Raw genomic sequence first — 21,914 nt, 5'->3', positions numbered from 1 at the left:
CCCACCTAACCTATCGATTATTATCGGATAGAAAACGTGGGCACGGCGGTTCGCGCCTTTGCCCACCCTACGAGATCTGTGTCCCGTCATCCTGAGGTGCGAGCGCAGCGAGCCTCGAAGGATGCACGGCCGCGATGCAGCCGGGCCATCGCCCTTCGAGGGCCGCCCAAGGGGCGGCCACCTCAGGGTGACGGTGAGAGATTGTCGATCGCGGAACTACCGCGGCGCGCGCTTGGCCAAAATGCGCTGCAGCGTACGGCGGTGCATGTTCAGCCTCCGCGCCGTCTCCGAGACGTTGCGGTTGCACATTTCGTAGATGCGCTGGATGTGTTCCCAGCGCACGCGGTCGGCCGACATCGGGTTCGCCGGCAGCTCGGACTTTTCAGCGCTGGTCGAGAGCAGCGCGGCGACGACGTCGTCGGCATCCGCGGGCTTCGAGAGATAATCGATCGCGCCCATCTTCACCGCGGTGACGGCGGTGGCGATGTTGCCATAGCCGGTCAGCACGATGGCGCGGGCTTCGGGGCGCTTCTTCTTCAGCGCGGAGACGACGTCGAGACCGTTGCCGTCACCGAGGCGAAGATCGACCACGGCGAAGGCCGGTGCGGACTTGCCGATCTGCGCGAGACCATCGGAGACCGTGTCACATGACGTCACCGCAAAGCCGCGTGTCTCCATGGCGCGCGACAGGCGCTCCAGAAACGGCTTGTCGTCCTCCACGATGAGAAGCGAGCGGTCGGTCTGTTCGTTCAGTTCGGCGATGGCGTTCAAGGTTTTGTCCTCTCTCCTGCACATCTACATATGGCGTCGCAATCAGGCGGTGCCAAGGCCGCCAATAGTCGATCGGCCCTCATGTGCGACGCAAGGTCGCGCCCTATCCTATTGTTTCTTCGAGGCTCTCGATAGTCTCAAAACGCTCCCTGGGCCACGCGATCTGCACCACTGCACCGTGTTCCGGAAACGTCCGATTGGTAAACGAGACCTTGGCGCCGGTGCGTTCGAGCAGCGTGCGGGCGATGAACACGCCGAGCCCGAGGCCGCCGCCGGCATCCTGGGTGCGCCGCCGCGACAGATAGGGCTCGCCGATCCGGTTCATGAGATCGGGCGGAATGCCGGGGCCGTCGTCGGAGATCAGGATCTCGATCGTCTCATTGTTCCACCACGCGTTGACCTCGACCGTGGAGTTGGCGAAATCGACGGCGTTCTCGATGATGTTGCCGACGCCATAGAGCACCGCCGGATTGCGTGATCCGACCGGCTCGGCCGTCGCGGCCACCGCAATCCGTACCTTGATGTCGACGCCGAAGTCGCGGTGCGGTGCCACCACCTCTTCGATCAGCTCCGACAGCTTCATGCGGTCGAACGGCGCGCCGCTGGAGGAGAGCTGGGTGATCTTGCTCAAAATGTCGCGGCAGCGTTGCGTCTGCTCGCGCAAGGTCTTCAGGTCCGCCGCGAAGACCGGGTCCGTCACGGTCTTTTCCAGCTCGCGCGAAATCAGGAAGATGGTCGCAAGCGGCGTGCCGAGCTCGTGCGCGGCGGCCGCGGCCAGGCCGTCGAGCTGGGTCAGATGCTGCTCGCGCGTCAGCACCAGCTCGGTCGCGGCCAACGCGTCGGCGAGCTTGCGCGCCTCCTCGGTCACCTGGAACGAGTAGAGGCTGGTGACGCCGATCGCCAGCACGATCGATAGCCAGACGCCGACCAGATAGATCGGCGGCAACACCACGGGATCTTCGGAATCCCATGGCAGCGGGAAATGAAAGAAGAACAGGATCGAGGCACATGCCACGGCCAGAAGGCCGAGTGCGAACGTCAACCGGGCCGGCAACGCGGTGGCGGAAATCAGGACAGGCGCGAGAAACAGGAACGAGAACGGGTTCTGCAAGCCGCCGGTGAAGAACAGCAGCCCGGCCAGTTCCACGATGTTCAGCGCCAGCAATCCGGCCGCGTGAAGCGGCGCCAGCCGCTGCATCGGGTTGGCCACGGTCTGCAGAGCCAGGTTGAGCGCCGCCGACAGGCCGATGATGCTGACACAGGGGACAATCGCGACATCGAACTCGAGCCCCTGTGCCACGATGAAGATCGCGGCGAGCTGGCCCAGCACCGCGAGCCAGCGCAGCCGCAGGATGGTGTCCAGGCGGATGTGTCGTTGCGACGGGCGGAAGTCGGAAGCGGTGGTCTCGGTCATTGCAGGCCAATCTAGCGGTGCGCGTGTCCTATCACAAACACGCTGGCCCACTGATTCCAACGAGTTACAAGCCCTTGAGGTACAAGCCTTTGAGCTTCAAGTCTTGCGCTCCACCGCGCAATGGCGGAAGAACGCCCTTAGCATGACTGAGAACTCCAAGGCTTCAAGTCGGCCGACTGTCGCGGACAGCACATTGTCCGCGGCCATCGAGGTCGATCGCCTGGTCAAGCTCTACAAGCAGACCCGTGCGGTGGACGGCATCTCCTTTTCGCTGTCCCGCGGCAGCATTACCGGGCTGCTCGGCGGCAACGGCGCCGGCAAGACCACCACCATCGCGATGATCATGGGCCTGGTGCTGCCGACCTCGGGCCGTGTGCAGGTGCTCGGGCATCGGATGCCCGAGGAGAGCGCGGCCGTGCTCGGGCGGATGAACTTCGAAAGCCCCTATGTCGACATGCCGATGCGGCTCACGGTGCGGCAGAACCTCACCATTTTCGGCAAGCTCTATGCGGTCAGGAACCTCGCGGACCGCATCGCAAAGCTCGCCGCTGATCTCGATCTCAGCGACTTCATCGACCGCGCCAACGGCAAGCTGTCCGCCGGGCAGAAGACCCGCGTCGCACTGGCGAAGGCGCTGATCAACGAGCCCGAGCTGTTGCTGCTGGACGAGCCGACCGCCTCGCTCGACCCTGATACGGCGGACTGGGTCCGTGCGCATCTGGAGCGCTATCGCAAGGACAATAATGCCACCATCCTTTTGGCCTCGCACAACATGCTCGAGGTCGAGCGACTCTGCGACCGCGTCATCATCATGAAGCGCGGCCGCGTCGAGGACGATGACACGCCCGATGCCATCATGGCCCGCTACAACCGCACCACGCTGGAGGAGGTGTTTCTGGACGTCGCACGCGGGCGGGCGAACGGGACGAAGGAGGGAGCGCAATGAGGGGACCTCTCCACGATTGTTCTATCCGCGCGCACAGCCGTCATCCTGAGGTGCAAACCTTGCATCGCAAGGTTTGCCTCGAAGGATGGGCAGCGCACGCCTGCGGCCCATCCTTCGAGGCGCGCGAAGGGCGCGCACCTCAGGATGACGTCGGTGGGCGTGGCTGGCACTGCACCCCGGATTGCGCTTCGCTCCATCTTGGCTACTGGCTCAACCCGGGCTACGGGACGCAACGATGAGCGAAATGTCCCTCCATCGCGGCATCTCCGTCCAACGCATCGGCGCGATGATCCTGCGCTACTGGTATCTGTTGATGTCGTCCTGGCCGCGGCTGCTGGAGCTGTTGTACTGGCCGGCGCTGCAGATCATCACCTGGGGCTTCCTTCAGCTCTACATCGCGCAGAACGCCAATTTCTTCGCGCGGGCGGGCGGCACGCTGATCGGCGCCGTCATCCTCTGGGACATCCTGTTCCGCGGCCAGCTCGGCTTCTCCATCTCCTTCCTGGAGGAGATGTGGGCGCGCAACCTCGGCAACCTCATGATGAGCCCGCTGAAGCCGATCGAGTTTCTGCTGTCGCTGATGGCGATGAGCCTGATCCGGCTGGCGATCGGCGTGATTCCGATGACGCTGCTCGCGATCGCGTTCTTTCACTTCAATGTCTATAGCCTCGGCCTGCCGCTGATCGCCTTCTTCTGCAATCTGATCTTCACCAGCTGGGCGGTCGGCATCTTCGTCTCGGGTCTGGTGCTGCGGAACGGCCTCGGTGCCGAGAGCATCGTCTGGACCCTGATGTTCGGAATCATGCCGCTGGCCTGCATCTATTATCCGGTCAGCGTCCTGCCGCCCTGGCTGCAAACCGTCGCCTGGTCGCTGCCGCCGACCTACGTGTTCGAGGGGATGCGCGCGCTGCTGATCGAAAACACCTTCCGGACCGATCTGATGCTGGGTGCGTTAGCCATCAACGCGGTGATTCTGGTTGCTTCCTTTTGGGCATTCCTTGCCCTTTTGCGCAGCGCCAAGAAGCACGGCTCGCTGCTCTCGGGCGGCGAATAACGTCACTTTCCCGTGGATTCACGCCGATTTAACCGTCTGCGCCACGTAGATGTACGGAACCATGCATTGACGCAATATTACGCATTCGGCAGTATGCTGCGATGCGAAGAGGAATTTGATCATGCCGATTGGTGAGTTTGGCGGCGTACCGCTCCAGGCTAATGAAGGCAGCCCGGTCCTGACGACGCCGATGTACTGGATGTACGAGATGGCGCAGGCCTCTCTTAATCCGGCACGCGCCGTTACCGATGCGACCAAGCTGCTGTTTCAGAACCCGCTGAATCCCTGGGCGCGCACCGAAGTCGGCAAGTCCGTCGCCGCGGCCTGCGAATTGTTCGAGCGCACCACGCGCCGCTACGGCAAGCCGGAATGGGGTCTCAACGACACCGAGGTCAACGGCATCCGCGTCCCCGTCGAGGTTCGCCCGGTCTGGGAAAAGCCGTTCTGCAAGCTGCTCTATTTCGATCGCAAGTTCGCCCGTCCGCTGCGCAGCCCGCAGCCGCGCGTGCTGATCGTGGCGCCGATGTCGGGCCATTACGCGACGCTGCTCCGTGGCACGGTCGAGGCCTTTCTGCCGGCACATGAGGTCTACATCACCGATTGGGCCGACGCCCGCATGGTGCCCTTGAGCGATGGCCGTTTCGATCTCGACGACTACATCGATTACGTCATCGAGATGCTGCACGTGCTGGGCGGCAACACCCATGTGCTGGCGGTGTGCCAGCCCTCCGTGCCCGTCGTCGCCGCCGTCTCGATCATGGAAGCGCGCCGCGATCCCTTCGTACCGACCTCGATGACGCTGATGGGTGGCCCGATCGACACCCGCCGCAATCCGACCGCGGTGAATCAGCTCGCGCAGGAGCGCGGCATCGACTGGTTCCGCAACACCGTCATCACCAAGGTGCCGTTCCCGCATCCGGGCATGATGCGCGACGTCTATCCGGGCTTCCTGCAACTGAACGGGTTCATCAGCATGAACCTCGACCGCCACATGGACGCTCACAAGCGCCTGTTCGCCAACCTGGTGAAGGGCGACGGCGACCTCGTCGACAAGCATCGCGACTTCTATGACGAATATCTCGCGGTCATGGACCTGTCGGCCGAGTATTATCTGCAGACCGTCGACACCGTGTTCGTGAAGCATTCGCTGCCGAAAGGCGAGATGATGCATCGTGGAACTCGCGTCGATCCTTCCAAGGTGACGCGCGTCGCATTGATGACGGTCGAAGGCGAGAACGACGACATCTCGGGTCTCGGTCAGACCGAAGCAACGCACACATTATGTCGTGCGATCCCCGATCATCGCCGCGTTCATTACGTTCAGAAGGGCGTTGGACATTACGGCGTGTTCAACGGCTCGCGATTCAAGTCGGAGATCGTGCCGCGCATCCATGATTTCATGGTCTCCGCTGCGAATCCGAGTTCGTTGCAGGCGCTTGCGGCTGAATAACTGCGTTTTTCGGCTTTCCCGTCGAAAATTCAGGCCCTGCCGGACGCTCCGGGAGGGCCTGGTTCCCGCCAGATTCGAGGTATTTAGGTAGTCTTGTAGGAGTGAGTCACCCCTCACCCCTTGGGGGTGCCACATGCGTCCAGCGGGGGCGAAAAAAGCGGGTTCCAACCCCAGTCTGTAGGGTCTCCCGGACGCCAGACCCCTGTATATTGGGCAAATGATTTGTTTTTGCGCCGAGCGCTTTCCCTGGCGGCGGTTATGGCAGAATCCGGGCGAACTCTTGCTCCCCGGACTGACAGACATGGCCACTCGCGCGCTCCTCTACCGTCGGCCCCACGAACCGAAGACCCTCGTCATCAGCCATGGATCGCAATTCTTTGCGATTCGGCTGCGCAGACACCGTCGTGCGCGCCGTTACACGCTCAGAATCCATCCGAGTGACCGCGAAGCGATCCTCACGATCCCGCCGCGCGGCACGCTCGCCGAAGCCAAGGACTTCGCGCAGCGTCACGGCGCGTGGATCGCGGCACGTCTCGGTCGTTTGCCGAAGGCTGCACCGTTCCAGCCTGGCACAGTGATACCGCTCCGTGGCGTTTCCCATCGCATCGTGCATCGTGCAGGCGCGCGCGGCACGGTGTGGACCGAAATTCGCGACAGCGGTGAACGCATTCTCTGCGTCGCCGGCGGCCTCGAGCACGTCGATCGCCGTGTCAGCGACTTCCTCAAGCGCGAGGCGCGCCGCGATCTGCAGCGTTCGTCGGAGACCCATGCCGCCGAGCTCGGCGTCAAGGTGAAGCGGCTCTCGATCCGCGATCAGTCCAGCCGGTGGGGCTCCTGCACCTCGGCGGGCTCGTTGTCGTTCTCCTGGCGCCTGATCCTCGCGCCGCCCTATGTGCTCGACTACCTCGCCGCGCATGAGGTGGCCCATCTCGTCGAGATGAACCACTCGGCCCGCTTCTGGCGCGTCTGCGGCAAGATCTGTCCGTCCATGGAGCGCGCCAAGAAGTGGCTCGACACCTACGGCAACGATCTGCACCGGTACGGGGTCGACGATTAGGGCGCGCAGCTAGCGTCTTGGAAGGTGTCATCGCCCGCGAAAGCGGGCGATGTGCGTTTTACTCCATCGCATCAAAGCCTTCGGCCAATCCACCATGCATCACGGCGCAATACGCCGGCTACTGTGCATGGGGTTGTTTTCGCGTTTTGGTTTTGAGGCCTACCGATTCCCGCCGAACAGCCGGTCCATCAGCCAGCCATCAAGTCCTGCGGCGGCTTCCGGCCGCGCGTTGACATTGGTGCGGGTCGGCGGCGGTGGCGCGCGATAGCCGCCATTACTAACCGGCGCTGGTGCAGATGCTGGCGCTGCCGCCTGTGTCGGCGGTGACACCTGCGATGAGATCTGCACGAGGTTCGCCGGTCCCCAATTGCCTGGCGAGTTGGGGAGGGCCGCCACCTGGACGCCTTCGTGCGCGGCGCGCATGAAGCGGGTCCAGACCTCCACCGGCAGGCCGCCGCCGGTCGCCTTCTTGGTCGGCGAGTTGTCGTCGTTGCCGAGCCAGACGCCGGTGACGAGGTTCGACGTGTAGCCGATGAACCAGGCGTCGCGGTAATCCTGGCTGGTGCCGGTCTTGCCGGCCGCCTGCCAGCCTGGGATCTCGGCCTTCTTCGCGGTGCCGGAGATCAGCGTCTCCTTCATCATCGTGTTCATCATGCCGACATAGCGCGGCTCGATCACCTGGTTATGCTCGTCGGGCTGCCGCATGTAGAGCAGCTTGCCGTCGAGCGTCCTGATCCGCGTCACCACATGCGGCGTGGCCGCGAAGCCGCCATTGGCGAACGGCGCATAGGCGCCGACCAGCTCGACGACCGAGACTTCCGAGGTGCCGAGCGCGATCGAGGCGTTGGGCTCGAGTTTCGAGGAGATGCCGAGCCGGTGCGCGGTGCGCACCACGTTCTTCGGCCCGACCTCGAGGCCGAGGCGGATGGCGACGGTGTTGAGCGACATCGCCAGCGCCTGCGTCAGCGTCACCGCGCCGAAATATTCATGGGTGTAGTTCTCGGGCTTCCAGCCCTTGACCTCGATCGGTGCGTCCTGGCGGACGGTATCGGGCGTCAGGCCCTGTTCCATCGCGGTCAGATAGACGAACGGCTTGAACGAGGAGCCCGGCTGGCGTTTTGCAGTGACCGCGCGGTTGTACTGGCTCTCGGAATAGTTCCGGCCGCCGACCATGGCGCGCACGGCGCCGTCGGGTGTCATCGCCACCAGCGCGCCCTGGCTGACATTGAACTTCACGCTCTTGGCCGCGAGCTCGTCGATGATTGCGGCCTCCGCCACGGCCTGGAGTTTCGGATCGATCGTGGTCTCGACCTTGATGCTGTCATCGATCTGGCCGACGAGGTCGTCCAGCACCTCGCCGATCCAATCGGCGACGTAGTTCACGGTGCCGGCGCCGACCGGCTTCACATTGTAGGAGGGATGGCCGATCGAAGCCTGGGCCTGCGCGTCGGTGATGAACTTGGCGTCCGCCATCGCCGCAAGCACGATCTGCGCGCGCGCTTCCGCGCCTTCCGGATTGCGGTTCGGCGCCAGCCGCGAGGGCGATTTGACCAGGCCCGCCAGCATCGCGGCTTCGGCGATGGTCACATTCCTGGCCGGCTTGCCGAAATATTTCTGCGCGGCGGCTTCAACGCCGTAGGCGCCGGAGCCGAAATAGACGCGGTTGAGATAGAGCTCCAGAATCTCGTTCTTGGAGTGCTTGCGCTCCAGCCAGATCGCGAGCTCCGCCTCCTGCAGCTTGCGCGCCATGGTGCGTTCCTGGGTCAGGAACAGGTTTTTGGCGAGCTGCTGCGTCAGCGTCGAGCCGCCCTGCGACACGCCGCGATGGAGCACGTTGGTGACGAGCGCCCGCAGGATGCCGACGGGGTCGATGCCGAAATGCGAATAGAAACGGCGGTCTTCGATCGCGATGAAGGCCTTTGGCAGATAGGGCGGCAGGTCCTTCAGCGCGACATTGGCGCCGGCCATCTCGCCGCGCTGCGCCAGCAGGCTGCCGTCTATGCCGACGATCTGAATCGTCGGCGGGCGCTTTGGAATCTCCAGCGACTGGATCGGCGGCAGATGGGCGCCAACCCAGATCACGACGCCAATCACGGCGATCACGCCCCACAGGCTCAGCACGGCGCCCCAATAGACGAGGCGGCCGAGGCCGGCGCTGAACGATGATTTCGACCGGCGCTTGGCACCACTGCTTTTGGGCTGCGCCTTGCGTTCGCGCGGCGGCTCGTCGTCGTCGGATGGTTCGGCCTTGCGCTTGCCGGCGGATTTCTTCGGCTTGTCGTCGCCGCCACCGGGAATGCGATCGGCCGCCGTCAGGCGCAGATCGGCGAGCGCCGCGGGCAAGCCGAACAGCGGCTCCTTCCGCCCACTCTTTTTCTTTCCCGACCCCATACTTGAAACGCCCAGTCATCCCGCCCGCCGCACGCTAGCGGTCCGGGTTTAAGGCCCGGTTACCCCGACGTTAACGCGTGATTAGGAGGTGCGGCATTCGCCGGCCACAGTTCCGCTCGCGGGGCGCCGGAGCTAGGATTGTCGCTATAAAGAAGAAGGAACCCCACGCATGGGCCACATCGATCCGACCAAGGAGATCTTCGCGCAATTCCGGGACAACGACCGTCCCGGCCCGATCCACATGCTCAACCTGGTGCGCTTGCGCAAAGAGGCGGCGTATCCCGACGGACGCAAAGCTTCCGGAGCGGAGGCCTATGCGGCCTATGGTCGCGAAAGCGGCCCGGTGTTCGAACGCCTCGGCGGCCGCATCGTCTGGCAAGGCAGGTTCGAGCTGATGCTGATCGGTCCGCAAGAGGAGCGCTGGGACCATTGCTTCATCGCCGAATACCCAAGCGTCTCGGCCTTCGTCGAGATGATCCGCGACCCCGTCTATCGCGAAGCGGTGAAGCATCGGCAGGCGGGAGTTGAGGATTCGCGCCTGATCCGGCACGCGGTGCTGCCGGTGGGGAAGAATTTTGGAGAGATACCCGAGTAACCGTCGCTGAGGCGCCTCTCTCCCCGTCATCCTGAGGTGCGAGCTCTTGCGAGCCTCGAAGGATGTACGGCCACCAGTGGGGCCGTCGCCCTACGAGGGCCGCTGAAGGAGCGGCCACCTCCAGCGACCACGGCTGTGCCGTTGCGCGGGGTGACGGCGGCCCGGAGGCCGCCGATTGGATTTCAGAGCCCGGTGGTTAACCCGCCGGACCTGCGTCTTCCAGGATCGGGCCGAACAGCTCCCAGCGTTCGCCGTTGAACTTCATCATCTGAAGCTGCTTGTTGACGCGATAGTCGGTCGGCGAGGTATTGGCCTTGATGCCGGGCAGCGCGGTGTCGGTCGCAAAGTCCTTCAGCGAAGTGGCCTGCTTCATGACATTCTCGCGGGTGAGATCGTCGCCGCACTGCTTCAGCACATGCGCCAGCATCTGCGCCGTGCTGTAGCCATAGGTGTTGAAGTTCGAGTCCTTGTCGCCGTCCGGATAGTACTTGGCCATGAAGTCGAAATACTTCTTCAGGCCGGCGTCGTCCTTCCAGGTCGGATCAAGCGGTTCCTTGCCGTAGTTCACGCTGATCAGGCCCTTGGCGGCCTCGAAGCCTGCGGGCTTCAGCACCGCGCCGACCGACGTCGCATTGATGTCGACGATCTGCACCGGATGCCAGTCCAACTCGGCGATCTTCTTGATCGCTTGAGCGGCCTGCTTCGGCGTCGTCGCACTGAAGAACAGATCGGTGCCGGCGTCCTTGATCTTGAGGATCTGCGAATCGACGGTGGGATCGGAGACCTCGTAAGAGGCTTCGGTCACGATCATCTTGGCGGCCTTGTCGCCGAGACCGGCCTTGAGGCCGTTCAGATAATCCTTGCCGAGGTCGTCGTTCTGATAGAGCACGCCGATCTTGGCGTTCGGATGCTCCTTCAGAATGTACTGGCCGTAGATGCGGCCCTCGACGAAGTAGTTGGGATTGAAGCCCATGGTCCACGGGAAGTTCTTCGGATCGGTGAACCGCGAGGCACCGGTCGCCGCGAACAGCTGCGGCACCTTCTTGGAGTTGAGATATTTCTGCACGGCGGCGTTCACGGGCGTGCCGATGATCTGGAAGGTCAGCAGCACCTCGTCGCTCTCGACGAGCTTGCGGATCTGCTCCACGGCTTTCGGCGGCGAATAGGCGTCGTCATACTGGATCAGATTGATCTTGCGGCCATTGATGCCGCCCTGGTCGTTGATCATCTTGAAATAGGCGGCCTGGGTCTTGCCGATCGACGAATAGGCCGACGCCGGTCCCGAGAACGGCATGGTCTGTCCGATCTTGATTTCGGTGTCGCTGGCGCCCGGATCATATTTCTTCTGGGCATTGGCCGCAGAGACCGACAGCGCCAGGGTCAGCGCCGTTGCCGTGGCCAGATGCAGAATTCCATTCCTCATTCGCAATTTCCTCAGTCTGTTATTGCAGATGGTCTACCGGGCGCACGACGCGTCCGGTGCCATCGCTGAGGGCGAGTGTGGAGGAGTGGTTGCTGCAACGCAAGGCGGGGCGCGCTGGTCGTTCGTAGGGGGCATTGGTTCGCAGGGTGGGTTAGCGAAGCGTAACCCACCACTGTTTATCTTCGCGGACGCAGAAGAGGTGGGTTGCGCCCCGCGACTGCGCTTCGCGCAGCCGCAGGTCTAACCCACCCTACAAGATCGACCTAACCCGCCGGGCCGGAATCCTCGATGATCGGTCCGAACAGCTCCCAGCGTTCGCCGTTGAACTTCATCATCTGCATCTGCTTGTTGACACGGTAGTCGTTCGGCCCGGTGTTGATCTTGATGCCGGGCAGCGCGAAGCTCGGAGTGAAGTCCTTGATGTTGGCGACCTGCTTCATCACGTTCTCGCGTGACAAGTCGTCGCCGCATTGTTTCAGCACCTGCGTCAGCAGCTCCGCCACCGAATAGGCGTAGGTGTTGACGGTGTTGAGCTTGTCCCCTTCCGGGAAATACTTGTCCATGAAGGCGAAGAAGTCCTTCACGCCGGGATCGTCCTTCCACTGGGGATCGCCGGGCTCCTTGCCGTATTGCGTCGAGATGATGCCCTTGGAGATGTCGAGGCCGGCCGGCTTCAGCGTCGCCGAGATCGGGCTCGCGTTGATGTCGAGGATGTGCACCGGGTTCCAGCCAAGCTCCGCGACCTTCTTGATGGCCTGCGCCGCGAACTTCGGTGTCGAGGCATCGTAGAAGAGATCAGCGCCCATCGACTTCAGCTTGACCACCTGCGAATCCACGGTGGGATCGGTGACCTCGTAGGAGACCTCGCCGATAATCATGCTGGCCGCCTTGTCGCCGAGGCCGCTCTTGAGCCCCGCGAGATAGTCGCGGCCCATGTCGTCGTTCTGGTAGAGCACGCCGATTTTGGCGTTGGGATGCTCCTTGAGAATGTATTTCGCGTAGATGCGCCCCTCGGAGATGTAGTTCGGATTGTAGGCAATGGTCCAAGGATAGTTCTGCGGATCGTTGAATCGTGCGGCGCCGGTCGAGGCGAGCAGTTGTGGCACCTTCTTGCCGTTGAGATATTTCTGCACGGCGGCGTTGGCGGCGGTGCCGATGATCTGGAAGGTGAACAGCACCTCGTCGCCTTCGACGAGCTTGCGAACCTGCTCGACGGTCTTCGGTGGCGAATAGGCGTCGTCATACTGGATCAGGTTGATCTTGCGGCCGTTGATGCCGCCCTGATCGTTGATCATCTTGAAGTAGGCGGCCTGCGTCTTGCCGATATTGGCGTAGACGGAATAGGCGCCGGAGAACGGCACGGTCTGGCCGATCTTGATCTCGGTGTCGCTCGCGCCAGTGTCGTATTTCTTCTGGGCGAGAGCTTGGTTGGCGGAGAACGCGAAGGCGAGCGCCGCCGTGGTAGCTAGATAGGCTCTGCGAGTCTTCATGTTGGGTTGTTCCTCCTGACGGAATTTTCCGGTCGACGGTCTTTTCCCGCTGGTTGCAACGGTCGCCATCGCTGCCGAAGAGTGTGGAGGAAGGGCAGGCGCCGCGCAAGGATCGCGGCGCTGCGCCGTAGCGTCTCAGGCCCGGAGCCTTAAGTTCGATGGTCTCAGGCCAGGAACAAAGCGACCAGTGCGATTGCCGCCGGCAGCGCCTGCACGATCAGGATGCGCGTGCTGACGGTCGCCGCGCCATAGGCGCCGGCCACGATCACGCAGAGCAGGAAGAACACCTTGATCTGGAACGCGAAGGCCGGGTTGCCGTGGACGAGCCCCCAGATCAGGCCGGCGACGAGGAAGCCGTTATAGAGCCCCTGATTGGCGGCCAGCACTTTCGTGATCTCGGCCTTCTCGGGCGTATTGCGGAAAACCTTCAAGCCCTGCGGCTTGTCCCAGAGGAACATCTCCAGGATCAGGAAGTAGGCGTGCAGCGCGGCGACCAGCGCCACCAGGATATTGGCGATCAGAATCAAGTTGAGCTCCCCCAAAAGCGTCAGCTTTCGGGTGGACGGTAGCATGGCCGGCATGGAAAGTGCGATGCCGTGTTTCGATGCAATGGTGTCGCAATGGCCGCTCGATCAACCAGGACTCCACAACGCTTCGGCCTCGATCGCCTGGCGACGCCGATCGGAATCGCGTTACTCGTCACCGATGCCGACGGCGCGTTGCGCGCGCTCGACTGGGACGATTACGAGCACCGCATGCGCGAGCTCCTGCGCCTGCATCACGGCGCAGTGGATCTGGTCGATCGGCCCGCGCCGACCGGGATGAGGGCCGCGCTGTCGGCCTACTTCGAGGGTGATCTCGGTCAGCTCTTACGCGTCGAATGGCGCATCGCCGGCACGCCGTTCCAGCAAAAGGTCTGGTCCGCTCTGGCAAAAATCCCGGCAGGCACCACGATGAGCTATGGCGCACTCGCCGCAAAGATCGAGATGCCAAAGGCCGTTCGCGCCGTCGGCCACGCCAACGGCTCGAACCCGATCAGCGTGGTGCTGCCGTGCCATAGGTTGATCGGCGCGGATGGTTCGCTGGTGAAATACGGCGGCGGTCTCGAGCGCAAGCGCTGGCTGCTGCGGCACGAGGGCGTGGAGGTCTGAGGCTCAGCTCACGCCGCCGGTGCCGCAACCGCCTTGTCGCCGGCCATCACATGGGTCAGCGCGCTCTTGATCGCGGCCTGGCGGGTCGGGGCGTTGATCTGGGCGCCCAAGAGGTCGGTGACGTAGAACACGTCGCGGGCGCGCTCGCCGAAGGTCGCGACATGGGCCGAGGCGATGTTGAGGTTGAGCTTCGAGATCGCGGTGGTCAGCTCGTAGAGCAGGCCGGGGCGGTCGAGGCCGGAGACCTCGATCACGGTGTAGCGGTCGGACCATTGATTGTTGATGGTCACTTCCGGCTCGATCACGAAGGGCCGCGCCTTGCTGCGCACGGTGCGCCGCGCCACCACTTCGGGCAGGCGCAGCTTGCCTTCGAGCACGTCCTCGATCATCTCGCCGATGCGGGTGGCGCGCCGGCCCTCGTCCTCGTCGCGGTCGTATTCCCGGGAGATCGAGATGGTGTCGAGCGCGCGGCCGTCGGTCGTGGTGTAGATCTGGGCGTCGACGATGTTGGCACCGGCCGACGCGCAGGCGCCCGCGATGATCGACAGCAGCCAGGGATGGTCGGCGGCGAAGATGGTAAGCTCGGTGACGCCGCGCACCTCGTCGAAGCCGACATTGATCGCGAGCTTGTGGCCCGCCTGTTCGCTCGACCGCACGAAGCGGGCATGGCGAATCTTGCGCGGCAGCTCGACCTTGAGCCAATAGGCCGGATAGTGCCGGCCGACATAGGCGTCGAGCTCGTCCGCCGGCCATTCGGCGAAGGCATGGCGGAATTCGGCGTAGGCCGCCGTGAGGCGTTTTCCCCGGTCGACCTCCGAGAAGCCGCCGGTCAGCACCGGTTCGGTCTCGTAGTAGAGCGACCGCAGCAGCTGCGCCTTCCAGCCGTTCCACACGCCCGGGCCGACGCCGCGGATGTCGGCGGTGGTCAGGATCGTGAGCAGCTTCATCTGCTCGACCGACTGCACCACGGCGGCGAAATTCTCGATGGTCTTGCGGTCGGAGAGATCGCGCGACTGCGCGACCGTGGACATCGTCAGATGCTCCTCGATCAGCCAGGCCACCAGCTCGGTGTCGGCTGCGCTGAAGCCGAGCCGCGGGCAGAGCCGGCGCGCGACCTTGGCGCCTGCGATCGAATGATCTTCGGGCCGTCCCTTGGCGATGTCATGCAGCAGCGTCGTGATGTAGATCACCGAACGATGCTCGGGCCGGATCTTGCGCATCAGGTCGCTGGCGAGCGTGAACTCCTCGAAGCCGCCGCGCTCGATGTCCTGGAGGAAGCCGACGCAGCGGATCAGATGCTCGTCGACGGTATAGTGATGATACATGTTGAACTGCATCATCGAGACGATCTTGCCGAAGGCGCGGATGAAGTGGCCGAGCACGCCGGTCTCGTTCATCCGGCGAAGCACGATCTCTGCGTTGTCGGAGGTCAGGATCTCCATGAAGAGGCGGTTGGCCTCGGGATTCTCGCGCATTTGCGCGTTGATCAGGCCGAGCGAACGCGTCACGTCGCGCATCGCATCCGGATGGAAGGCGAGGTTGTTCTTCTGCGCCAGGCGGAAGATGCGAATCAGATTGACCGGATCGTGCTTGAAGACGTCGGGCGCGGCGACGTTGATGCGGTTGTTGTCGACGATGAAGTCGTCGCTGTCAGGCACGCGCCGCTTCACGGCCGTGGGGCGCAGCCGTGCCATCATCCGGCTCAGCACCGGCGCGGGCTTCGCCTGCTGGTCCTCGAGCTTGGCGCAGAGGATGGCGGTGAGGTTGCCGACTTCCTTGGCGACCAGGAAGTAGTGCTTCATGAAGCGCTCGACGTCCTGCATGCCGGGATGCGAGGTGTAGCCGAGCCGGATCGCGATCTCGCGCTGGAGATCGAAGGACAGGCGCTCCTCGGCGCGACCGGAATAGAAATGCAGATTGCAGCGCACCGACCAGAGGAAGTCGGCGCAGCGGCGGAAGCTGCGGTATTCCTGCGCGTCGAACACGCCGCGCTCGACCAGCTCGTCGGTGTCGCGGACGCGGTAGACGTATTTCGCGATCCAGAACAGCGTGTGCAGGTCGCGCAGCGCGCCCTTGCCGTCCTTGACGTTGGGCTCGACCAGATAGCGCGACTGGCCGCCGCGGCGATGCCGCTCCTCGCGCTCGGCGAGCTTTGCGGTGACGAATTCGGAAGCAGTGCCCTGCACCACTTCCTTGTCGAAGCGGGCGACCAGTTCCTCATACAGCGGCTTGTCGCCGGTCAGGAAGCGCGTCTCCAGGATCGCGGTGCGGATGGTCATGTCGCCGCGCGCCTGCCGGATCGATTCATCGACCGAGCGCGTGGCATGGCCGACCTTCAGCCCCATGTCCCAGAGGCAATAGAGAATGGCTTCGGCGACCTGCTCGCCCCAGGCGGTCTGCTTGTAGGGCAGGATGAACAGCAGATCGATGTCGGACTCGGGGGCCATCAGGCCGCGGCCGTAGCCGCCGGTCGCGACCACCGCCATGCGCTCCGCGCCGCTCGGGATTGGCGAGCGGTAGAGATGACGGGTCGCGGCCGAATAGAGGATGCGGATGATCTCATCCTGCACGTGACACAGCCGCTCGGCGCAGCGACGACCGTGGCGGTCCTTCAGCAGGATCGCTTGTGCTGCGGAGCGCGCGGCGAGCAGCTCGGCCTTGAGCAATTGCGCGGTCGCGGTGCGGAACGCGTCCTCGCGGCCCTGATGCTTTTCCGCAAGCGCATCGACCGCCGCGGTGATCCGCGCGGTGTCGAAGCGATCATCCATCTGTGGCTTGTGCTCGGTCGCAACGCTGTCCATGTCTCACCGGATATAAGAGGTGACAGGCGCTGTCACCCGCCATTCTCTGGCAATAGTCGTTCCATGCTGGAAAAGGCCGGCATCGGGCAAAATTGTTCTCAGGCCCTGCGCTTTCAAGGGTGGGATTTTCTCGTTGACCTCTAGATATAACTCATTGAAAAACAATGAAATTCCTGAGGAGGCTGGGTATGACCAAGATTACGCGACGCATTCTGCTGGCGGGAGCCGTTGCGCTCGCCGTGACCCCTGCGGCCAAGGCTGCTGATCCGCTCAAGGAAATCCGCATCGATTGGGCGACCTACAATCCGGTGTCGCTGGTTCTCAAGCAGAAGGGCCTGCTTGAGAAGGAGTTCGCCAAGGACGGCATCACCATCACCTGGGTGCAGTCGGCCGGTTCGAACAAGGCGCTCGAATTCCTCAATGCCGGCTCGATCGATTTCGGCTCGACCGCGGGTTCGGCCGCGCTGGTCGCGCGCATCAACGGCAATCCGATCAAGTCGATCTATGTCTATTCGCGTCCCGAATGGACCGCACTGGTCATAGGCAAGGATTCCAAGATCGCAAGCGTTGCCGACCTGAAGGGCAAGCGCGTCGCGGTAACGCGCGGCACCGATCCGCACATCTTCCTGGTGCGCGCGCTGCTGGGTGCCGGCCTCACCGAGAAGGACATCACCCCGGTGCTGCTGCAGCACGCCGACGGCAAGACCGCGCTGATCCGCGGTGATGTCGACGCGTGGGCCGGTCTCGATCCGATGATGGCGCAGGCCGAGGTCGAGGAGGGCGCAAAGCTGTTCTACCGCAAGGCTGACGCCAACACCTGGGGCATCCTCAATGTGCGCGAGCAGTTCCTGAAGGACTATCCGGACGCTGCCCGCCGCGTGCTCGCAGTGTATGAGGAGGCGCGCAAATATTCGCTGGCCAATTACGACGACCTCAAGAAGACCTTCATCGCTGTGACCAAGCTGCCCGACGCGGTCGTCGACAAACAGCTCAAGGAGCGCACCGAGCTCACCCACAGCCGCATCGGCGCACCCCAGCGCGAGTCGATCCTCGCCGCCGGTCTTGCCCTGCAACAGGCCGGCGTCGTCGACGCCAAGGTCGATGTGAAGGCGACGCTGGATGCGTTGATCGACGACCAGGTCCCGCTGCCGACGAATTGACGGGCGGCAGGCGTGAGCGGCAAATTCAGGTGTCGTCCCGGCGAAGGCCGGGACCCATAATCCCAGGGCGCGGTTTGGCGCGAAGACGGTCACTCCGAGCCCCCTTAACCACATCTCCCTGTGGTTATGGGTCCCGGCCTTCGCCGGGACGACGGCTGTGGATGTAGCGACACTGTTGCATTCCCGCCCCAGACGCGCTTCCTACCGGCCATGATCTCCGACGCGCCAGTATTGCAGCAATCCTCGGATACGGCCGAGAGCGCCGCCGCGCCCTCGCGGCTGTCGCGTTATGCGCGGCCGATGCTGGGGCTGCTGCTGCCGCTGATCCTGGCGGTCGGCTGGGAACTCATCGTCTGGTTCGGCTGGTCCAACGGCCGGCTGGTGCCACCCCCGTCGCGGGTCTTTGCCACCATCGCCGATCTCGCGCGCTCCGGCGAGCTGGTCCGCCACATCGCCGCGACGCTGTGGCGCGTCGGCCTCGGCTTCGCGTTCGGCGTGGTCGCCGGCACGCTGCTGGGCGCCATCTCCGGCTATTGGTCGCTGGCGCGGCGGCTGCTCGATCCGACCGTGCAGGCCCTGCGCGCGATTCCGTCGCTCGCCTGGGTGCCGCTGTTCATCCTCTGGCTCGGCATTTTTGAGACCTCCAAGATCGCGCTGATCGCGGTCGGCGTGTTCTTCCCGGTCTATCTCGGCGTGATGGGCGCGATCTTGTCGGTCGACCGCAAGATCGTCGAGGTTGGCCGCACCTTCCGCCTCTCCGGCTTCGCGATGATCCGCCGCATCCTGCTGCCAGCAGTGCTGCCGGCCTATGTCGTGTCCTTGCGCGTCGGCCTCGGTCTTGGCTGGATGTTCGTCGTCGCCGCCGAGCTGATCGGCGCCTCCGAAGGCCTCGGCTATCTCCTGCTCGACGGCCAGCAGCTCGGCAAGCCCGCGCAGATACTCGCCGCCATCGTGATCTTTGCCATCCTCGGCAAGCTCACCGACTGGCTGATCGAGGTCGCAGCCGCGCCGTTCCTGCGCTGGCAGGACGCTTTCGGGCGAGCGAAGGGGACTTAAGCCATGCTGGCGCTCGACCGGGTCAGCAAGACCTATCCCAACGGCGTGCAGGCGCTGGCGCGCTTCTCCGCCGAGATCAGGCAGGGCGAGATCATCGCCATCATCGGCGGTTCCGGCTGCGGCAAATCAACGTTGCTCTGCGCCATCGCCGGCCTCGACCGCGCCAGCTCGGGCACGGTGACGCTCGACAGCGAAGCGATCGCCTCGCCGCATGCCAAGATCGGCATCATCTTCCAGGAGCCGCGGCTGCTGCCCTGGCTCAGTGTCGCCGACAATATCGGGTTTGGACTTGCCGATCTCCCGGCCGCCGAGCGACGCGAGAAGGTGGCGCGCGCGCTGGCACGTGTGGGACTTGCCGACAAGGCGCAGGCCTGGCCGCGCGAGCTCTCCGGCGGTCAGGCGCAGCGCGTTGCGATCGCCCGCGCGCTGGTGCCGCAGCCCGAAGTGCTTCTGCTCGACGAGCCGTTCTCGGCGCTCGACGCCTTCACCCGCAGGGACCTGCAGGATCATCTGCTCGACCTCTGGGCCGATACGCGCCCGACCTTGATCCTCGTCACACATGACGTCGACGAGGCCGTGGTGCTGGCCGATCGCGTGCTGGTGATGCGGCCGCGGCCGGGCCGGCTGTTTGACCAGATCGAGATCAATCTCGGCCGACCGCGCGACCGCAATTCGCCGCTGTTCGAGAATTTCAAGCGAAGTGTGCTGACGTCACTCGACCGTTCGCTCGACCGCAACGTGCCCGACCGTGACGCAACCCAGGGTCCCGGTCAGGCCATGTGGTGGTGACATTTTCTCTCTGAGCCGGTACATCGAGGGGCGATTTTTCCGGGAGAGAACAAGATGGACGCCGCAGAACTGCGCCAGATGCAGGCCCCGATCAAGGAACGCTACAAGACCGATCCCAAGACCGCGATGATCACGCTGAAGGCCAAGGGCTCGACCGACAGCGAAGGCATCGCCTGCAAGGTCGAGACCGGCCGCGCCATCGCGATGGCAGGCCTCCATCCCGCCACCGGCGGCTCCGGCCTCGAGCTCTGCTCGGGCGACATGCTGCTCGAAGCGCTGGTCGCCTGCGCCGGCGTCACGCTGAAGTCGGTCGCGACCGCGATCGAGGTCCCGCTCAAGACCGGTAACGTCTACGCCGAGGGCGATCTCGATTTCCGCGGCACGCTCGGTGTCGACAAGGAGACGCCGGTCGGCTTCGCCGAGATCCGCCTGCGCTTCGAGGTCGACACACCGGCGCCGCAGGACAAGCTCGATCTGCTGCTCAAGCTCACCGAGCGCTATTGCGTGGTCTATCAGACCATCAAGAACGGCCCGAAGGTTTCGGTGTCGATGCAACGGATGTGACTTCCTGACCCTCCCCCTCCAGGGGAGGGTAAGAAGAAGAAAATGCCGGCCGAACTTTCCTACATCCTCTTCCTTCTGCTGCGCATGGCGGTTGCGGCCGCCTTCGTGGTGTCGGCGTCTGTTATCACCGAGCGCTCCGGCCCGGTGATCGGCGCGCTGGTGGCGACGCTGCCGATCTCGGCAGGACCTTCCTATGTCTTCCTCGCGATCGACCATGACGCCGCTTTCATCGCGCAGGGGGCGCTGTCGAGCCTTCCGGTCAACGCTGCGACGATTTTCCTCGGGCTGACCTACGTCGTGCTGGCGCAGCGGCACAGTTTTGCCGTGAGCGTTGGAAGCGCGGTGGCGGTGTGGATTGCGCTGGCGTCCATCATCCGTCTGTTCGACTGGACCCTGATGGCCGGGCTCGCCGTCAACCTTGTCGCCTTCGGCATCTGCATTCCGCTGCTTGCGCAGTACCGCCACGTGAAGATGCCGTTGGTGACGCGTCGCTGGTACGATATCCCGTTCCGCGCTTCGCTCGTCGCAGTCCTCGTCGCGATCGTGGTCTCGACCTCGGGCTGGGTCGGCCCGCGCGTCTCCGGCGTCATCGCGCTCTATCCGATCGTCTTCACCAGCATGATGGTGATCCTGCATCCGCGCATCGGCGGCCCGCCGACCGCCGCCGTGCTCGCCAACTCCGCCTGGGGCCTGCTCGGCTTCGGCATGGCGATTGCCGTGCTGCACGTCGCCGTCACGCAGTTCGGCTCGGTGATCGGCTTGAGTTGTGCACTCGCCACCTGCATCGGCTGGAACCTGACGCTGTGGTGGATGGGACGACGGAAGAGGGCGATGCGTGAGCCGCGCCGCGCTTCGTAAGGTGAGGTACGCTTACGCTTGGGACCTCAGTCCTGACTCAGGATAGTTAGTTACCGGGGCTGGCAGACCCGCTAGACTGGCAACAGAGCAAGATCGGGGCGTGTGGTGGAGGGATTGTACAAGGTCGAATACGATATCAACGACGGCTCCGGCCGCAGCGTGCTGTACGCCCATGCCGGGAAAATGCTTGGCGGCAACACGGCCTTCGCCCACTTCGGCACCTACGAGATTGTGGACGGCGAAATCGTCGCCAGGCTCCGGACGAAGCGCCACAGCCGGTCGCCGCAGCACAGGTCGCTGGTCAGTTCCGACGCCGTTACAATCAGCATTCGCGGTCGACAGCAGGGCAAGCTCTACCGCTTCGAGGGAGAAGTGGTCGAGGACGCCGCAGTGTTTCGCGCCGTGATGACGCCGCTCGGCGACGATGACGTTCCCCCACCCGGTACGGTCGGCGAGGGCGGCATCGTCAGCGGGCTCTATTCGATCGACATCCGGATGCTGGACGGAATTACCGGTGGCCATACCGGCGTGATGTTGCTGCGCGACGGCCGCATCCTCGGCGGCGATGCCTTCTTCTATTATCTCGGCGCCTATTCTTCGGCGAACGGTCGCTGGAAAGGCGAATTCGTCAATCAGGAACACACACCGGCCAAGAGCGAGCATCCCTTGTTCGGGGGCTATGCGGTGGGCATCGGCTTCTCCGGTCACTGCGATGACAAGGGCGCCGAAATGGAAGCGACCGCGCTCGCCGGCAAGCGCAGCATCCGCCTGGCCGCGACCTTGAAGCTGATCGACCCGTTTGCCGGGGCGAGCCGCTGACGGCCGGCGTGCGGTGCACAAGGCGCGGCTCCAGCCGTGAGACTGCGGACTTCCGCGACTGCCGAATTTCGACACGTCCATTAGAACTTTATTCGATCTTTTCCGTTACGACTCATATTGCGTGC

General features: G+C 63.9%; 19 protein-coding genes. 12 read left to right on the top strand and 7 right to left on the bottom strand.

Features of this window, described 5'->3' with window-relative positions; translation table 11 throughout:
* Nucleotides 1–216: 216 nt before the first annotated feature.
* Both QA645_RS43060 and QA645_RS43055 read right to left on the bottom strand, forming a co-directional pair.
* Entirely contained in the window at nt 217–771 is a 555-nt protein-coding gene (locus tag QA645_RS43060; protein WP_271607750.1) for an ActR/PrrA/RegA family redox response regulator transcription factor, read from the bottom strand.
* A gap of 103 nt (nt 772–874) precedes the next feature.
* Nucleotides 875–2,185, bottom strand: a complete 1,311-nt coding sequence (locus QA645_RS43055; protein ID WP_283047252.1) for an ActS/PrrB/RegB family redox-sensitive histidine kinase — start codon at nt 2,183–2,185, stop codon at nt 875–877.
* A gap of 142 nt (nt 2,186–2,327) precedes the next feature.
* On the opposite strand from QA645_RS43055, the gene QA645_RS43050 reads away from it, so the two are divergent.
* From QA645_RS43050 to QA645_RS43035, 4 genes are all read left to right on the top strand, one after another.
* A complete protein-coding gene (locus QA645_RS43050; protein ID WP_283047250.1) occupies nt 2,328–3,131 on the top strand; it encodes an ABC transporter ATP-binding protein in 804 nt (267 codons plus the stop codon).
* Nucleotides 3,132–3,366: 235 nt separating this feature from the next.
* Nucleotides 3,367–4,185, top strand: coding sequence for an ABC transporter permease (locus QA645_RS43045; protein WP_254135121.1), 819 nt, complete (start codon nt 3,367–3,369; stop codon nt 4,183–4,185).
* 121 nt (nt 4,186–4,306) lie between these two features.
* Nucleotides 4,307–5,635, top strand: a complete 1,329-nt coding sequence (gene phaZ / locus QA645_RS43040) for a polyhydroxyalkanoate depolymerase (RefSeq protein WP_254135120.1) — start codon at nt 4,307–4,309, stop codon at nt 5,633–5,635.
* A 217-nt stretch (nt 5,636–5,852) separates the two neighbouring features.
* Entirely contained in the window at nt 5,853–6,692 is an 840-nt protein-coding gene (locus tag QA645_RS43035; RefSeq protein ID WP_254196079.1) for a SprT family zinc-dependent metalloprotease, read from the top strand.
* Between the two features lie 159 nt (nt 6,693–6,851).
* On the opposite strand, the gene QA645_RS43030 is transcribed toward QA645_RS43035, so the two are convergent.
* The gene (locus QA645_RS43030; RefSeq protein ID WP_283047245.1) at nt 6,852–9,083 is read right to left on the bottom strand and encodes a penicillin-binding protein 1A; all 2,232 of its coding nucleotides are present in this window, start codon (nt 9,081–9,083) and stop codon (nt 6,852–6,854) included.
* Nucleotides 9,084–9,252: 169 nt separating this feature from the next.
* Between QA645_RS43030 and QA645_RS43025 the strand changes: the two genes are divergently transcribed.
* On the top strand, nt 9,253–9,678 hold the full coding sequence (locus tag QA645_RS43025) for a DUF1330 domain-containing protein (protein WP_254135117.1): 426 nt from the start codon (nt 9,253–9,255) through the stop codon (nt 9,676–9,678).
* A 196-nt stretch (nt 9,679–9,874) separates the two neighbouring features.
* Here QA645_RS43025 and QA645_RS43020 read toward each other — a convergent pair whose 3' ends face one another.
* The 3 genes from QA645_RS43020 to QA645_RS43010 form a co-directional block, all read right to left on the bottom strand.
* A complete protein-coding gene (locus QA645_RS43020) occupies nt 9,875–11,101 on the bottom strand; it encodes an ABC transporter substrate-binding protein (RefSeq protein ID WP_254196076.1) in 1,227 nt (408 codons plus the stop codon).
* A gap of 263 nt (nt 11,102–11,364) precedes the next feature.
* The gene (locus QA645_RS43015) at nt 11,365–12,591 is read right to left on the bottom strand and encodes an ABC transporter substrate-binding protein (protein ID WP_283047243.1); all 1,227 of its coding nucleotides are present in this window, start codon (nt 12,589–12,591) and stop codon (nt 11,365–11,367) included.
* A gap of 164 nt (nt 12,592–12,755) precedes the next feature.
* The gene (locus QA645_RS43010; protein ID WP_283053611.1) at nt 12,756–13,112 is read right to left on the bottom strand and encodes a DUF1304 domain-containing protein; all 357 of its coding nucleotides are present in this window, start codon (nt 13,110–13,112) and stop codon (nt 12,756–12,758) included.
* Between the two features lie 99 nt (nt 13,113–13,211).
* Between QA645_RS43010 and QA645_RS43005 the strand changes: the two genes are divergently transcribed.
* Entirely contained in the window at nt 13,212–13,742 is a 531-nt protein-coding gene (locus QA645_RS43005) for a methylated-DNA--[protein]-cysteine S-methyltransferase (RefSeq protein ID WP_283047242.1), read from the top strand.
* 8 nt (nt 13,743–13,750) lie between these two features.
* On the opposite strand, the gene QA645_RS43000 is transcribed toward QA645_RS43005, so the two are convergent.
* Nucleotides 13,751–16,543, bottom strand: a complete 2,793-nt coding sequence (locus tag QA645_RS43000; RefSeq protein WP_283047240.1) for a [protein-PII] uridylyltransferase — start codon at nt 16,541–16,543, stop codon at nt 13,751–13,753.
* Between the two features lie 188 nt (nt 16,544–16,731).
* On the opposite strand from QA645_RS43000, the gene QA645_RS42995 reads away from it, so the two are divergent.
* The 6 genes from QA645_RS42995 (at nt 16,732) to QA645_RS42970 (ending at nt 21,789) form a co-directional block, all read left to right on the top strand.
* Complete coding sequence (locus QA645_RS42995) at nt 16,732–17,703, top strand: aliphatic sulfonate ABC transporter substrate-binding protein (RefSeq protein WP_283047238.1); 972 nt, start codon at nt 16,732–16,734, stop codon at nt 17,701–17,703.
* Between the two features lie 210 nt (nt 17,704–17,913).
* On the top strand, nt 17,914–18,759 hold the full coding sequence (locus QA645_RS42990; protein ID WP_283047236.1) for an ABC transporter permease: 846 nt from the start codon (nt 17,914–17,916) through the stop codon (nt 18,757–18,759).
* A gap of 3 nt (nt 18,760–18,762) precedes the next feature.
* Nucleotides 18,763–19,548, top strand: coding sequence for an ABC transporter ATP-binding protein (locus QA645_RS42985; RefSeq protein ID WP_283047234.1), 786 nt, complete (start codon nt 18,763–18,765; stop codon nt 19,546–19,548).
* 54 nt (nt 19,549–19,602) lie between these two features.
* Nucleotides 19,603–20,112 carry an OsmC family protein gene (locus QA645_RS42980; RefSeq protein WP_063686102.1) on the top strand — a complete coding sequence of 170 codons (510 nt, stop codon included), beginning with the start codon at nt 19,603–19,605 and terminating at the stop codon, nt 20,110–20,112.
* 42 nt (nt 20,113–20,154) lie between these two features.
* The gene (locus tag QA645_RS42975; RefSeq protein WP_283047230.1) at nt 20,155–20,970 is read left to right on the top strand and encodes a hypothetical protein; all 816 of its coding nucleotides are present in this window, start codon (nt 20,155–20,157) and stop codon (nt 20,968–20,970) included.
* A 102-nt stretch (nt 20,971–21,072) separates the two neighbouring features.
* Entirely contained in the window at nt 21,073–21,789 is a 717-nt protein-coding gene (locus QA645_RS42970; protein ID WP_254135108.1) for a hypothetical protein, read from the top strand.
* Nucleotides 21,790–21,914: the final 125 nt, after the last annotated feature.

This window comes from Bradyrhizobium sp. CIAT3101, assembly GCF_029714945.1.
Lineage (GTDB): Bacteria > Pseudomonadota > Alphaproteobacteria > Rhizobiales > Xanthobacteraceae > Bradyrhizobium.
The sequence above is the reverse complement of the archived record's forward strand: the minus strand, read 5'-3'. Positions and strand labels throughout refer to the sequence as shown.